This is a genomic window from Gilliamella sp. wkB292 (genome assembly GCF_001690235.1).
GTDB lineage: Bacteria > Pseudomonadota > Gammaproteobacteria > Enterobacterales > Orbaceae > Gilliamella > Gilliamella apicola_F.
The window spans coordinates 1-15893 of the sequence record NZ_LZGO01000061.1 but is presented as its reverse complement, the minus strand read 5'-3'; the positions used below and the strand labels follow the sequence as shown (position 1 = coordinate 15893).

Below are 15893 nucleotides of genomic sequence, written 5' to 3'. Positions count from 1 at the left end.
TTTGCCTAATTAAGTTAAATCTAATAGTAATTAAATATAAAATAGAGAATATTTATTTACCGTTAAAAAACGGGCAATATCCTTTTTAAGTAACACAAAATTAATTAATAAATAAAATCATCATGATATAAGGAAATGATTAAATGAAAAAAATTGCATTAGCAATTGCATTAATTTCAGGAAATGCTTTAGCAAATAATGACGTTAAGTTAAATAAAGTGACACTATTTATTCAGGGCGCAGAATTACAAGGTCAGTCAACTGTTTCATTAACTAAAGGTGAAAGTGAAATAGTATTAACAGGTATTGCGAATGATATTAAGCCAAATTCAATCAATGTTGGTTTTGGTAGTAATAGTGATGTTCAAGTACTATCTACATCATTAAATGAAAGCTATTTGGGTGACATTAGTAACGATGAAGATATTCTGTCGATTTTCGAAAAACAAAAACAGTTACAAGTAAAGCGAGATACGGTCGAAATCCAGCTCAAAGCTGTTAATGAGCAAATATTACTTTTACAAGGTAACCGTTTAGGTAGTTTAACAAGAAATGGATCTGAAGACTTAACAGCCATGAAAAATGTATTAGATTTTGTGAAAACCAATTTAACTACGACGTTAAATGAACAGAATCGATTACAAAAAGAGGTCGATCAGTTAGACGAACAGATAAGCCAATACCAAAAACAGCTAGAAGAAAAGCAAACAAACAATGGAAAGCTACACAATGCCGTTATAGTCAAAGTTGCTTCTAAAAAAGATATAACATTACCTATCACGCTTTCATATATAACAACCAAAGCAGGTTGGGAACCTGCTTATGATGTGCGAGTAGCGGATATCAACTCACCTCTGCAATTAACATATAAAGCAGAAATTCACCAAAACACCGGTTTAGATTGGCAAGATGTGGATTTTAGTTTATCAACATCCAATCCAAGCAAAAATATTACTCCGCCAAATTTTAATCCATGGTATATTGACGTTTATAGTGAAAAAAGTGGTTTATTTTTTTCTAAATCAGCAAAAGAAGAACATTATGAGCGCGAATCTAAATCGAAATTGGCTAACTCTGATCAACTTGGTAATGTTAACATATTAGGTATCAATACCCGTTTTGATATCACATTACCTTATACCATCAAAAACGATAGTAAAAATAATATACTCACTTTGCAAACAAAAGAAGTTAACGCAAATTACCAATACACCTCAATGCCTAAAGTAGATAGTAGCGTATACTTACTCGCACAAATAAATGATTGGGATAAGTTGAATTTATTATCAGGAAAAGCCAATATCTTCTTCAATGGTGATTTTATGGGTGAAACAATTATCTCCACTGAAAATACCAAAGGGACATTAGATTTGTCATTAGGGCGCGATAAAAGTATCTTAATTACCAGAAATCGTAATATTAAAGAAACCTCGACGCCATCACTATTTGGTAATGATGTTTCACAAAAGTATGCATATACTATTGATGTCAAAAATACCAAAACGTTGCCAATAAATATTGTCGTAAACGATCAATTATCTGTTATTTTAAATAAAGCGGTAATACTTGATGATGCCAAATATGATGGTGCAAAATATGATAAACAAACCGGATTATTAACGTGGCAGTTCACTTTAAACCCAAGTGAAAGTAAAGACCTGAATATGAGTTTCAAAATTACTTATCCGAATGATAAAGAAAATGATATATATGGTTTATAACCCCTCTAAAACAAAGTATAAAGTATGTTAACAACGTGGTTAGAACAATTTAAGCAAAATAGTCAAATTAATTTACTTGATATTCATTTAGCGCTGTTTTTATCAAAAAAATCACAGCTAACTGATGATATTGTCGTTAAACGTTTGGCTTTTTTAATTTTATTACTCAGTTTTGAGGTCAGAGCGGGGCATGTTTGTTTGGATATTTCTCAGATAGACGAGCAAAACTATGATCCAAAGCTTTGGCATGATTTAGCGTCCCCCACTTTGCAAGATTGGTTAACCACTATTTTGCAAGCACAAAATAATCAGATAATCAGCGATGGCACGTTGCTTTCACCGCTTGTATTTATTGATAATAGACTCTATTTTCAACGTATGTACCTAGATGAAAAGCAAGTTGCATCTTATTTTAATCAACCCCTATTTGAACAACAATTAGCATCACAGGCTGATTTAATTACGATTTTAGATCAATTATTTACTCAACGATCGGCAACCATTGATTGGCAAAAAATCGCTGTGGCAGTGGCGTTAACGCGTAAAGTTACTATTATTTCGGGTGGACCAGGTACCGGTAAAACCACAACAGTGGCTAAAATATTAGCTGGCATTTTGTTAACCAATCCTAATTCTCGCATTATTGCAACAGCTCCAACGGGTAAAGCTGCATCAAGGTTAACAGAATCACTTAGCCAAGCCATAGCACAACTGCCTGTTAATCAAAAAATTAATATTAAAGCAGAAGCCATTACTTTACATCGTTTATTGGGTGCTAAAGCAGATAATCGTTCATTTCATTACAATAAACAAAATCCTCTTCATGTTGATGTATTAGTGATTGATGAAGCATCAATGGTTGATCTTAATATGATGTCAAGAGTGATTGATGCATTACCTGTTACGGCACGTTTAATTCTATTAGGAGACAAAGACCAACTTTCATCGGTTGAGGCTGGTGCAGTATTTGGTGATCTTTGTGCTTTTATTGGTAAAGGCTATAGCCCAGCACGCGCCCAAGAATTAACGCAATTAACCGGTTATGTTGTGCCGAGTGCGCAGAAAGTTGCAACGATTACCGATAATATATGCTTATTACAAAAAAGTTACCGATTTGATCAAACCTCAGGTATTGGTGTATTGGCTAATGCGGTAAAAGAGGGCAGTGTGAGCAAGGTAAAAGCACTGCTCATGAATACTGAATTTAATGACATTCATTTCTATAATTTAGCATCGAAAGAGACTTATCAGTCCATTTTAAATGAGAGTGTTGAACATTATTCAGATTATTTAAAGGCAATAAAGTCTAGTGGTGATAATGATATTATGTCCATTTTAGCTAAGTTTGCCAACTATCGCTTACTTTGTGCTTTGCGATCAGGAATGTTCGGTGTTAGCGGTTTAAACTTACAAATTGAATCTCTATTAGCTAAACATAAGTTAATTCAGATAAAGAATAAAGAGGCATGGTATATCGGCCGCCCTATTATGATTTTACGTAATAGTGCCGCATTAGGATTATATAATGGTGATATTGGCATAGCCCTACCTGCTGAGCATGATAGTAGTAAATTACGTGTTTATTTTCCTTTTGCTGATGGTTCTATCAAAGGGTTTTCACCCTTCAGGTTACCTGAGCATGAAACGGCTTATGCAATGACTATTCATAAATCACAGGGTTCTGAATTTGATGATGTAAATATTATATTGCCAACTGATTATTCACCATTACTCAATCGCTCTTTACTTTATACTGCAATTACGCGAGCTAAAAAAACAGTATCGATTTATGCCGATACTCAGATTTTAGCGCTTTCCGTTAAAAGTCAAATACATCGTGAAAGCGGGTTAGCTCAACAAATAGAAAACACTAGCTCATAACATAGTGATGGTAACGTTTTTAGTCTAAAAAGTTTGTTAATTTTTGTAGTAGATCATGTGGTTAAAGGCGTTCAAGTTAAAAATATAATTAGCTGACGTGATAATTTAAGCAGACTATAAAGATTTTTAAGATAATAATCTGTTATGCTTTTTTAAAAACCGATTTAGTGGCTGGTAGTTCATTATTTCCTTAAATCAATCCTTATTTATGGTTGAGCTATTTAGATATAGCTCATTAACGGCAACATTTGATTTGCAAATATAACTCATCAATTTTGGTAAAAGATTTTCAAACTAACTAGATAAAAATAAACGTTGTTAATGCATCATGAGGAATGATTTATCTACATAATCTTTTTTTATGTAGATGATAAGCAGTAATGTAGGCAAACAGCACTTGCTAGATTAACCAAGTGCTGTTTATTTTATGATGATAATTAATGAATGATCTTCGCTAAAAAGTCTTTAGCACGATCTGATTGTGGATTAGTGAAGAATTGCTCTTTTGAAGTGTCTTCAATGATCTCACCGGCATCCATAAAGATAACACGATGTGCAACTTTACGAGCAAAGCCCATTTCATGGGTCACTACCATCATCGTCATACCTTCATAAGCTAACTCGACCATAACGTCTAACACTTCATTAACCATCTCAGGATCGAGTGCAGATGTTGGTTCATCAAATAACATAACAATAGGATCCATACAAAGTGCACGGGCAATTGCTACTCGTTGCTGTTGTCCACCAGAAAGCTGAGCAGGGTATTTATCTGCATGCGCCAGTAAACCTACACGTTCTAATAGATTTAAAGCTTTTTCACGTGCCTCTTCATCCGCTCTTCCTAATACTTTGATTTGAGCAAGCGTTAAGTTTTTTAATATTGTTAAATGCGGAAATAATTCAAAATGCTGAAACACCATGCCTACTTTAGATCGAAGTTTAGCTAGATTGGTCGATTTATCAGTAATTTCTGTTCCATCAATAATAATTTTGCCCTTTTGTACTGGCTCTAAACCATTTACAGTTTTGATTAGTGTGGACTTTCCTGAGCCAGATGGGCCACAAACAACCACTACTTCGCCTTTTCCCACTTTTGTTGAGCAGTTCTTTAATACTTGAAATTGTCCATACCATTTTGATACATTTTCTAAGGAGATCATCGATTTATCCCTTTTTTGAAATAATTAACTAAACGTGAAGCAGTAAAACAAATTATAAAATAACTTGCTGCTGCAAAAATAATCATAGAATATTTAACCGTGCCACCTTGAACGTTGCCGATTTGTGTCACACTTGCGCCAAATAAATCAATCAAGCTCATGACATAAACTAAAGAGGTATCTTGGAATAAGATAATACCTTGAGTAAGTAATAGCGGTACCATTGATCTAAATGCTTGCGGTAAAATGATTAAGCGCATTGCTTGCGCTTTAGTCATACCAAGTGCATAAGCAGCGTGATATTGGCCTTTAGCTACTGCGTTAATACCTGCGCGAATAATTTCAGAATAGTAAGCTGCTTCAAATAAAGCAAAGGCAATCATTGCTGATACAACGCGAACATCGGCATAAGGTGGTAAATTAAATACATATTTAATGACTTGCGGAAGCGCTAAATAGAACCATAACAGCACTAAAAGTAGTGGAATGGAACGAAATAAATTCACATAGCATTTAGCAAATATATTAAGTATTTTGTTATTTGATAAACGCATTAATGCAAGCACTGTTCCCCAAACAATGCCAAAAACGACCGCATTGAGCGTAATTCTTGTGGTCAACCATAAACCACTTAATAAAAGATGATAGTTGTCTGATACTAATGAAGGTATATTAGCAATCCAATCAAATAACTGCATTTTATCCTCCATGATTCATGTTAGGTAAGCGAGTGTGTTTTTCAACAATTCGCATAATAGTCAGTACGGCATAATTGATTAACATAAATGCAATAGTGACACCACAAAGTATTTCCACAATACTATTAGTCGATTCATTAATGCGATCAATTTGACCAATTAGATCGATTAGCCCAATAGTTGACGCCACAGATGAATTTTTAATTATATTCGTCATTTCTGAGGTTAATGGTGGAATTATACGTCTATAAGCATTAGGTAATAGAATGTACATGTAAGCTTGACGATTAGTTAATCCAAGTGCGATAGCCGCATAACGTTGACCTTTAGGTAAAGTCTGAATACCTGTTCTGACTTGTTCTGCGATACGTGCTGAAGTAAATAATCCTAAAGCAATTGCTGCTGTGATAAAAGAGCTGACATTTGGCGATAAGCCAGATATAAACCATGTTTTTAAGCTACCTGTTAAAATTTCTGGAAATAACATATACCATAAAAACATTTGTACGAGTAATGGAATATTACGAAACAGCTGGATATAACTCGCGGCAAAGTTATTAAGAAACTTATTGTCAAGTGTTCGGCATATTCCGACCAAAGATCCTAACACAAAGGCAATGATCCAAGCGGTCACAGCTAACGACACAGTAACAAAGATGCCATCTAATAGCCAGTTTAAGTAAATCCCATCACCATATGGGGTGGGTTCAAAAAATAGTGTCCAATTAAAACTCATAATATATTTAATTCACTAATTTAGGTTATGTACTAAATGCTAATACATTTAGTACATGGATTAGAAAGATAAGAATAGTATTAATCTAATGCTTTATCATTAGGATTTGCAAACAGCTCAACCATTTTTGGTGAAATTTCAAGTGCCATGTTGGCGCCTTTAGGTGGAACAGGTTGAGTGAACCATTTGTTGTAAGATTCAAGTGCTTTTCCTGATTTTTGTGCGTCAGAAATAGTTTTGTCCATTAATTGTTTAAATTGAACATCACCTTTTCTTAACATACAACCATAAGATTCATAAGATAATGGTTCGCCAACAATTTTCCAATCATTTGGTTTTATTGCACGCGAACGTTCCCCAGCAAGTAACGCGTCATCCATTAAAAATGCTTCGGCACGACCTGTTTCGAGCGCATTAAATGCATCACCATGATCTTTAGGGGTAATAATACGAATGCCTAGGTTTTCTTTAGCATTGATTTGATTTAAACGAATTTCAGAAGTTGTGCCGGCAGTGGTAACCACATTTTTGCCTTTAAGATCTTCAATACTTTTAATATTACTGTCAGCTTTTACTAAAAAGCGCGTACCAACAATAAAAATACTATCTGAAAAATCGACAGTTTTTTGACGTTCAAGATTATTCGTTGTTGAACCGCATTCAAAATCATAAGTATAGTTATTGAGTAGTTGAATACGTGTTTTAGACGTAATTGGTAAATATTTTACTTTAAGATTTGGTAAATTAAGTTCTTTTTTAACTGCATCGACAATTAAATTAGAATAATCTTGTGAATAACCAATAACTTCTTGATTATCACCGTAGTAGGAAAACGGAATTGACGATTCGCGATGACCAACAACAATCACACCACTTTCTTTGATTTTAGCTAATGTGCCACTAAGTTCCTCTGCAACTGCAGTTCCAGCCATTAGACCTAACATTGCAAATGATAAAACTAATTTGGTTAATTTTGTTTTTTTGTTCATAGTCATCTCCTACTGTTTATTTTGTATCATATTAAATTTATTTAATATTTTTACAAAGGGCGTATATTATAACTTATTTTTTAGCATAAAAGTACTTTTTACTGTTTATTTATAGATTATTGGAGCTAGATACATTAATTGATATTTTGCATTTTTAGCAATTAATGAAGCCTCAGGTTTTATTTGGAACTCGATTTAATTTAAGCAATAATTATGCCAGTATCTTAAATTATGAACGTTTTTTTATAAAAGTGATAATACACATGAATAGGATAAGAACATAATAAGGAAAATTTCCCCATCTTGCATAAGGGGTTAAACCAGTGGTTGGGGATAGTGTTGCATTTAACACACCTTCAGTAAATGCAGGTATTTGTTGAATAATATACCCTTTTTTGTCAATAATTGCAGTTATGCCATTATTGGTACTACGAATTAAGGGTCTGCCAAACTCTAATGCTCTTGCTTGTGCCATTTGCAGATGTTGTTTTGGTCCAATACTGTCACCAAACCAAGCATCATTTGAAACAGTCAGTAAAAAGTCAGTATCAGGTTGAAAGTTATGCCATATGTAATTAGATAAAATCACTTCGTAACAGATTGCCGTTGTAAATTTAAATCCTTGCATTGTTAATTGGGGTTGCTTTTTATCTCCTTGTTTCATTGATGACATAGGAATATCTAGCAACGCTGCAATTGGTTCAAGTACAGATTCTAACGGAATAAATTCGCCAAAAGGGACTAAATGATGTTTTTGATAACGATTGATTGTAGGATACTGATAAGCTTCTTTACCTCCTAACACTAAGAGCGTATTGTAAATATCACCGTTAGTTTGACCTTCAGCGTTTTTTAAACGGTAATCAATAATACCCACCGCTATTTCGGAACCTTTAGCTCTCGCTTCGTTATCTAAATAATATAAAAACGGTTGTTGATTTATCTCGAAGTCAGTAATGCTCGCTTCTGACCAGATAATGATTTTATCTTTGCCTAAAGATTGTTGTGTGAGTTGATAGTAAGTTTTTAATGTGCTTTCCAATTGTTCACTATTCCAACGTAATGATTGTGGAATATTGCCTTGGATTAACGAAAAGTTGGCTGTACGTTGCTGATCTACGGTTGTCCAATCAATATCTTTGAATGAAATTGGTGCAATAAAGATCGCTATTAGTGCAATTATCGCACCAAGCACGTGCTTTTTATGAACCTTGGAACGCAATTGATGTAAAATATAAAGTATTAATCCACAGATAATACTAGTAACTAAGTTAACCCCTTCTATACCAATAATAGGAAAATATGCGCGCAAAGGGCTATCTAGTTGGCTATATCCAAGCTCTAGCCAAGCAAATCCAGTTAAAATATAGCCACGTAAAAATTCGCTAAATTGCCAAATTACAGGTGCAGTAATAACAAGTTGTTTAAAAGAAAAGGGAGGAGCATAGCGATCCAGCGTTCTTAATAACAGTGCAAAGAGCATTGGATAAAGCGATAAATAGGCAATTAATAGTCCCAATATGACAATAGCCATTGCGGTGGGTAATTCACCATATTGTTTGATACTGATATAAATCCAATGCACGCCACCAACAAAATAACCTATTCCCCAAGTTAATCCTATCAATAAGGCCTGTTTCTTGGATTTATCAGCAATCAACCATAATAGACCAATAAATGAGATAAAAGCTAACGGCCAAATATGAAAAGGCGCATAACTAAAAACAGCTATGCCCCCCAAAATTAAACTTAGGAAAAGGTGTTTAAGCATTTTCTGGTAGCTCTAAATTAGGTATATTTGCACCTTCAGGGATTGTTACATGTAATTGAATGATACGCCGGCGATCGACTATCGTTACTTTAAATTGATAGCCATCAATCAAGATACTTTCACCGCGTAACGGCAAACGCCCAAAATGTTGCATAACCAGTCCACCAATGGTATCCATTTCATCATCACTAAATGAAGTTGCAAAAATTTCATTGAAGTCTTCAACAGGTGTAAGCGCCCGTACGGTGTAAACGGATTGAGATAAACGACGAATATTACGATCTTCGACTTCATCGTATTCATCTTCGATATCACCAACAATCAACTCTAAAATATCTTCGATAGTGACTAGTCCTGATATACCACCAAATTCATCAATGGCCATTGCCATATGGTAACGCTGCATACGAAACTCTTTTAACATATGGTCAACACGTTTACTTTCGGGCACAATCACTGTTGGTCGTAAGATTTTTTTTAAATCAAAATCAGCAACACCTTGGCGAATAAAAATCAGTAAATCTTTGGCAAGTAGCACACCTTCAATGTGATCTCTATCTTCACTAATCACAGGATAACGAGAGTGTCCATGTTCAGAAATAATATCTAAGCATTGATCAAGCGTGTAATTGTCTTTGATTGTGATAATTTGAGAGCGGGGAATCATAATGTCGCGAACGCGTTGATCTGCAATATCCATCACACCTTCAATCATATCAAGCGTGTCAGGATCGATGAGTTCGTTTTCTTCTGCTTCGCGGATAACTTCGATCAGTTCTTCTTTATCCTTTGGTTCTGAATTAAATAACTGACTTAACCATAGTGTAAACCCTTTTTTGGTTCTCCGGTGATTATCATCACTCATTTGCTCGCTTCCTTTGTTTTGATTTATTAATTAATTGGTTGTGGTAGATAGTTATATTAACTAAATGCTTACATTAGTCAATTGGTTGATAAGGATTATCAAAGCCTAATTGTCGCATAATGTCTATTTCAATATTTTCCATTTCTTCGGCTTCTTCGTCAAGGATATGATCATAACCTAATAGGTGTAAGCAACCATGAACAATCATATGTGCCCAGTGTGAAGTTAGTGATTTATGTTGCTCTTGCGCTTCAGCTTCTACCACCTGCTTACATATGATTAAATCGCCTAATAGTGGCACATCAATTTCAATCGGTGATTCAAATGGAAAAGATAATACATTAGTCGGTTTATCTTTATGGCGATAAGTATTGTTTAGCTGTTGACTTTCTGCTTGGTCAACAATGCGGATGGTAATTTCTGCTTGATCCATAAATTGTGGTAAAATCACTTCTAACCACTGCATGATTTGTGTTTCACTCGGTAGGTTTTCTGTTTCTTCACTTGCGATTTGCAAATCTAAAATAATTTCACTCATTTTATTTTCCTAATGACAATTATTCACGATGATAAGGATGATTGGTGGTCAAGCTCCAAGCGCGATATAAACTTTCGGCAACAATTACCCGTACCAGTGGATGGGGCAAAGTAAGTGGAGAAAGTGACCAACTCTGTTCAGCTGCAATTTTACATGCAGGAGAAAGACCTTCAGGACCACCAATAAGTAAGCTCACATCGCGACCATCGGTTTTCCAGCGCTCTAATTGTTGAGCTAAATTGTGTGTTGTATACGCTTTGCCAGGAATATCGAGTGTAACAATGCAATTACCTTTACCGCAAGCATTTAACATCATTTCACCCTCTTTATCTAAAATGCGGACAATATCCGCATTTTTGGTGCGCTTACCGGCAGGAATTTCAATTAGTTCTAGAGGCATATCTTTAGGAAAGCGAGAACAATAATCATCAAAAGCTGTTGTAACCCAATTAGGCATTTTGTTGCCAACAGCAATAAGTTGAATCTTCACTAGATTAACTCCACAGTTTTTCCAGTTCGTATAGTTGTCGGCTTTGTTCCTGCATAATATGTACGATAACTGAATCCATATCAACCACTACCCAATCTGCATCATTTTGACCTTCACTACCTAAGACCAAATATCCTTGTTTTTTTGCTTCATCGAGTAAATGTCCAGCTATTGAGGCAACGTGACGATTAGACGTACCAGTACAGATAATCATATAATCTGTAATACTTGATTTGCCGCGCACATCTAGGGTAACAATGTCTTTGCCTTTTAGATCATCAATTTTATCAATAATAAAATCTTGTAACGATTGTTGCAAAATAATCTCTCTACTGTTAACTATAAAGTGTCAGTATAGCATATTTTTTAAATAGAATGGTGGTGATAATATCCCGAACTTTTGGTAGCAAAATTAATCTAGCCGTTTACTGACTTAAAAATCACTAGCTATCCCCAATAAATGTTGTGATCATTGGGGAGTAGGGAAATGTAACTATAACTATAACTTAAAGTGTAATAACGCGATCAAATAACGGATTATTGGTTAAACGATGAGTAACCATAAGTAACGTTTTTCCAGCACATGTCTGTTTAATTAATTGAATTATCTGCTGTTCAGTTTGTTGATCAAGGCTTTCAGTTGGTTCATCCATCAAGATCAAAGGCGAGTTATGGAGTAAAGCTCTTGCTATACCTATTCGTCGAATTTCGCCTCCTGATAACGTTCGTCCACCTTGTCCAAGTGGTAAATCTAATCCTTGTTCGGTTGCAAGTAGTTTGTCCAATTCGACTTGATGTAATACCTCTATTAATTGCTTATCTGATGCTTGGTTATTACCAATAAGTAGATTTTGACGAAGGCTATCACTAAAGATAGTGATAACTTGTGGTACAACGGCAATAACTTTGCGCAAAGTTGGCTCATCGAGTTGTTCGATAGGCGTGTTATTAATAAAAATAGTACCAGAATTGGGTTGCCAGCTACGCGTGACTAAACTTAGTAATGTTGATTTGCCGCAACCGGTTTTACCCACTAATGCTATATGTGCACCAGCTTCAACCGTTAATGAAAAATTGGTTAATATCGCAAAAGGTTGATTTGGATAACAAAAATTAATGTGATCAAATTGTAATTTTGCTGAATTTAAATCAATTGTCTTGCCATGTTTAACAAACTGTATATCGGGTGTTTGGTTGAAAATATTTGTTGTACGTTTAGCCGAGGCAATGACTTGACCTAAAAAGATAAATGCCGCAGGAATTGGCATTAAAATTTCGTTACTGGCAAGGCAAACAAATACAAATAATGCAACAAGTGGTGATAAGGTATATTGGGTTATAAGCCAAAGCACCAGTAATGTTAAAAAGCCTGAAATCAGTATAACCAGAGCGGTTGATAATGCCACTAAGGTTGATTGGCGTTGTTGATTGTAAAGCCAGTTAGATTCAAGTTCATCTAGTTTAACTCGGTAACGGCACTGTGCGTTAAATAAAGTGAGCTCAGCTTGCCCTTGTAAATAATTGATTAACAGCGCTCGATATTCACTTTGTTGCTGAGCTAGCTGTTCACCCAACTGTTTACCGGCATAATAAAAAATAATGGGCACAGCAAGTAAGGTTACCGTAAGTATAATACAAATGATTAATGCAATGGGTAGATTAATGGTACTTAATCCAATAAATAGCAGCACAATCATGACTAATGCCGTTACAATTGGTGAAAATAATTTTAAATAAAGATGATCTAATGCATCAATATCAACAATAAAACGATTAAGTAAGTCAGCTTTTTGATAATGTGCTAATTGATTAGCGCTTAGCGGCAATATTTTTTTAAAAGCCAACGTTCTTAAATACGCTAAAATTTTAAAGGTCGTATTATGATCAACTAATCGTTGCATATAGCGTGAAGCTGTTCGTGTAATTGCTGCCGCGCGCACACCTGCCGCCGGTAACATATAATTAAATGTATATAATCCTGCAACACCAACTACCGCTGTTGAAGCTAAAAACCAACCGGATAAAGATAATAAAAAAACACTGGCAAATAACGTCAGTATAGATAGTGATAATCCCAATATAATTTGCCAAAAATAGTGTTTATACAGTGCAATATAGGGGCGTAAAATGGCTAACATGCATGCTCCTTGCTGTTAATACTGTGTAGTTTTCCCTGTGACAATTGCCATATTTGATTATATTGTTGCATATCTTCATTTTGGTGAGTAATGGTAATCGTGTTGATCGCAATATTTTGTTGATCAATTTGCTGTACCGTTTGCTTATCTAAGCTAGCTGTTGGTTCGTCAAGAATCAATAATTGACACGGTTTTAACATTGCTCTAGCTAATGCTATACGTTGGGCTTGTCCAACTGACAGTCTAACTGCATCTTCCCCCACTTGTGTATCTATACCAGATGGCAATTTGGCTATAACATCTAGTAATTGCGCTTTTTTTATAACGGCTTCGAGTTCTTGTTCTGATGCATTTTGTTTACCCAGTAAAATGTTTTCGCGGACAGTGCCATTAATTAAGTAAGGATTTTGACCAATCCAACTAATTTGTTGTTGCCATGTTTTAATCTCTATTTGGCTAAATTCAATATCATTAATGGTTAGCGATCCTTGGTAGGGTAAAAAGCCCAATAATACATTCATTAATGACGTTTTGCCTTCACCACTGGTGCCTATCAAAGCTAGATTGAACGGTGCCTTTAGCGTGAAAGTTAAAGGCCCTACAATAGGCAAGCCTTCGCTAGACATGACGATTAAATTAGTTGCTTTAATCGTCTGTAATGTTTGCTTAAATTCAATATTGGTTTGTAAGTTATGACTTGCTTGTTTTGGTTGCTGTTGGCTCAAAAATGTTTCGATATTATCGGCCGCTGCAATCGCTTCTGCTTTGGCATGATAATACGTGCCAAGATCGCGTAATGGTTGAAAATATTCAGGTGCTAAAATAAGTGCAAAAAAGCCGGCAAATAACGTTACTGTGCTATTGTATGAACCAAAATTAAATTCACCTAAATAAGAAAAACCAAAATAAACTGCAACAATTGCAATTGATATTGAAGTGAAAAATTCTAATACCGCAGATGATAAAAATGCTACTTTTAAGACTTGCATGGTTTTGATGCGAAAATCTTCAGATGCTTGGGTTATTTGTTTGGCTTGTTTATCACCTTGATTAAATAACCGAATCGTTGCTAGTCCTTTTAGGCGATCTAAAAAATGCCCACTAAGGTAAGCCAGTGCTTTAAAATGGCGACGATTAATATCGGCAGCCCCCATGCCAACTAAAATCATGAAGATAGGAATAAGTGGGGCTGTACATAGTAATATACCAGCCGCAGCCCAGTTAAACGGTAAAATAGCAAAGAAAATTAATATAGGCACCATACTTGCTAGGCGCATTTGCGGCAAATAACGAGCAAAAAAATCGTGCAGCTTGTCAACTTGTTCAATGAGTAAGGTGCTCCAAGCACCTGTAGTGCTCTGATTTAAATAAGCTGGGCCTAGTAATTCAAGTTGATTGATAAGCTGGTGTCGAATGTGTTTGCGAATTTTTTTAGCCAATGAGAAGTTAATTTTTTCACGAAAATAAATTAATGCAGCACGCGCTAGAAAGGTAATGGCGAGCGCTAAAAAATAGGGTAATACTCTATTTAAATTAAGTTGTTCAATAATTAATTTTTGCAAAATAATAGCCAATAGTGCTGCTTGAACAATGATCAAAATAGTGAGTAAAAGGCCAGTTAATAATGAAGCACGCAAATCAGCTTTATGTAGTTTTGCGTGCTGTTTTAACCAGCCAAGTAGATAGGTTTGACGTTGTTTATCTAAAGACATGAAATTTTATTTTTATTTTAAATTATCCAAATAATGCTCGGCATCTAACGCAGCCATACAACCTGTTCCCGCTGAAGTAATCGCTTGTCGATAGACATGATCCATCACATCCCCTGCGGCAAAAATACCTTCAACACTCGTTTGAGTTGCATTACCTTGTGTGCCTGATTGTACTTTGACATAACCACCATTTAGTTCAAGCTGTCCTTCGAATATTGCGGTATTGGGTTTGTGACCAATAGCGATAAATACGCCCATCACAGAAAGTTGCTCGGTGAGATTGCTATCTTGTGTGCTACGCATCCTAACACCTGTTACCCCCATATTGTCACCCAGTATTTCATCCACGACTTGATGAGTATGCAATATTACTTTACCTTCTTTTACTTTTTCATTTAAACGATCCATCAATATTTTTTCTGCTCGAAAACTATCTCGTCGGTGAATTAAGTGTACTTCACTAGCAATATTGGCAAGATAAAGCGTTTCTTCTACAGCAGTGTTACCACCCCCTACGACTGCAACTTTTTGATTTCGATAGAAAAATCCATCACAAGTGGCACAAGCCGAAACGCCTTTACTTTTGAAAGCTTGTTCTGATGGTAATCCTAAGTATTGTGCTGATGCTCCGGTAGCAATAATTAATGCATCACAGCTATATTCAGTTTCACTACCGTAAAGTTTGTAAGGTTTTTTACTAAAATCAACACGATCGATTTGGTCGATAATAATTTCTGTATTAAATCTTTCAGCATGTTCTTTCATTTTGACCATTAATTCAGGGCCGGTAAGTTCGGGTGCCCCAGCTGGCCAATTTTCAATTTCGGTAGTGGTTGTCAGCTGTCCACCTTCTTGTGTACCAGTAATCAATACTGGTGATAAATTTGCTCTTGCAGCATAAACTGCTGCCGTGTAACCAGCAGGGCCAGAACCAAGTATTAATAAACGAGCATGTTTAGTTTTCATATTACTATCCTTATTATTTAAATATTCTGGCTATTAGCAACCAAAGCTGTGCAATTTATAACTGATAAGTTTAACATTATCAATCCATGTGGTGAAAAAAATTGGTTATTGCAGTAATAGGTTATCGCAATAATTTTTATTATGGTAATTTTCAAAGTTTATCTTTATATTTTCAATTTTTTTAAATTATTTTCTTTTTTTTAAAACTATATTTTGTTTAATTTG

Annotated in this window: 14 protein-coding genes; 2 read left to right on the top strand and 12 right to left on the bottom strand. The window is 35.1% G+C overall.

Annotation, left to right across the window (positions count from 1 at the left end):
* The first annotated feature begins 143 nt into the window (after window positions 1–143).
* Together A9G09_RS07265 and recD are read left to right on the top strand one after the other, a co-directional pair.
* The gene (locus A9G09_RS07265) at window positions 144–1721 is read left to right on the top strand and encodes a DUF4139 domain-containing protein (protein ID WP_065634205.1); all 1578 of its coding nucleotides are present in this window, start codon (window positions 144–146) and stop codon (window positions 1719–1721) included.
* A 24-nt stretch (window positions 1722–1745) separates the two neighbouring features.
* Window positions 1746–3602, top strand: a complete 1857-nt coding sequence (recD, locus tag A9G09_RS07260) for an exodeoxyribonuclease V subunit alpha (protein WP_065634204.1) — start codon at window positions 1746–1748, stop codon at window positions 3600–3602.
* 437 nt (window positions 3603–4039) lie between these two features.
* Here recD and A9G09_RS07255 read toward each other — a convergent pair whose 3' ends face one another.
* From A9G09_RS07255 to trxB, 12 genes are all read right to left on the bottom strand, one after another.
* Window positions 4040–4765, bottom strand: coding sequence for an amino acid ABC transporter ATP-binding protein (locus A9G09_RS07255; protein ID WP_065634203.1), 726 nt, complete (start codon window positions 4763–4765; stop codon window positions 4040–4042).
* Window positions 4762–5463: an ABC transporter permease subunit gene (locus tag A9G09_RS07250; RefSeq protein ID WP_065634202.1), complete on the bottom strand. Its 702-nt coding sequence runs from the start codon at window positions 5461–5463 to the stop codon at window positions 4762–4764. Before A9G09_RS07250 ends, A9G09_RS07255 begins: the two co-directional genes overlap by 4 nt.
* Before the next feature lies 1 nt (window position 5464).
* Window positions 5465–6199, bottom strand: coding sequence for an amino acid ABC transporter permease (locus tag A9G09_RS07245; protein ID WP_065634201.1), 735 nt, complete (start codon window positions 6197–6199; stop codon window positions 5465–5467).
* Between the two features lie 80 nt (window positions 6200–6279).
* Window positions 6280–7194 (bottom strand): glutamate/aspartate ABC transporter substrate-binding protein, encoded by a 915-nt coding sequence (locus A9G09_RS07240; protein ID WP_081297511.1) that lies wholly within the window; start codon window positions 7192–7194, stop codon window positions 6280–6282.
* Between the two features lie 223 nt (window positions 7195–7417).
* Window positions 7418–8959 (bottom strand): apolipoprotein N-acyltransferase, encoded by a 1542-nt coding sequence (gene lnt / locus A9G09_RS07235; RefSeq protein ID WP_065634199.1) that lies wholly within the window; start codon window positions 8957–8959, stop codon window positions 7418–7420.
* The gene (gene corC, locus A9G09_RS07230) at window positions 8952–9824 is read right to left on the bottom strand and encodes a CNNM family magnesium/cobalt transport protein CorC (protein WP_065634198.1); all 873 of its coding nucleotides are present in this window, start codon (window positions 9822–9824) and stop codon (window positions 8952–8954) included. The genes lnt and corC overlap by 8 nt, the downstream gene beginning before the upstream one ends.
* 73 nt (window positions 9825–9897) lie before the next feature.
* Window positions 9898–10362, bottom strand: a complete 465-nt coding sequence (gene ybeY, locus A9G09_RS07225) for an rRNA maturation RNase YbeY (RefSeq protein ID WP_065634197.1) — start codon at window positions 10360–10362, stop codon at window positions 9898–9900.
* Between the two features lie 19 nt (window positions 10363–10381).
* Window positions 10382–10852, bottom strand: coding sequence for a 23S rRNA (pseudouridine(1915)-N(3))-methyltransferase RlmH (rlmH, locus tag A9G09_RS07220; protein ID WP_065634196.1), 471 nt, complete (start codon window positions 10850–10852; stop codon window positions 10382–10384).
* 4 nt (window positions 10853–10856) lie between these two features.
* On the bottom strand, window positions 10857–11174 hold the full coding sequence (gene rsfS, locus A9G09_RS07215) for a ribosome silencing factor (RefSeq protein ID WP_065634195.1): 318 nt from the start codon (window positions 11172–11174) through the stop codon (window positions 10857–10859).
* 184 nt (window positions 11175–11358) lie between these two features.
* Window positions 11359–12990: a cysteine/glutathione ABC transporter ATP-binding protein/permease CydC gene (cydC, locus tag A9G09_RS07210; protein ID WP_065634194.1), complete on the bottom strand. Its 1632-nt coding sequence runs from the start codon at window positions 12988–12990 to the stop codon at window positions 11359–11361.
* Window positions 12984–14702: a cysteine/glutathione ABC transporter permease/ATP-binding protein CydD gene (gene cydD, locus A9G09_RS07205; RefSeq protein WP_065634193.1), complete on the bottom strand. Its 1719-nt coding sequence runs from the start codon at window positions 14700–14702 to the stop codon at window positions 12984–12986. The genes cydC and cydD overlap by 7 nt, the downstream gene beginning before the upstream one ends.
* A 12-nt stretch (window positions 14703–14714) precedes the next feature.
* Complete coding sequence (gene trxB, locus A9G09_RS07200; RefSeq protein ID WP_065634192.1) at window positions 14715–15668, bottom strand: thioredoxin-disulfide reductase; 954 nt, start codon at window positions 15666–15668, stop codon at window positions 14715–14717.
* Window positions 15669–15893: the final 225 nt, after the last annotated feature.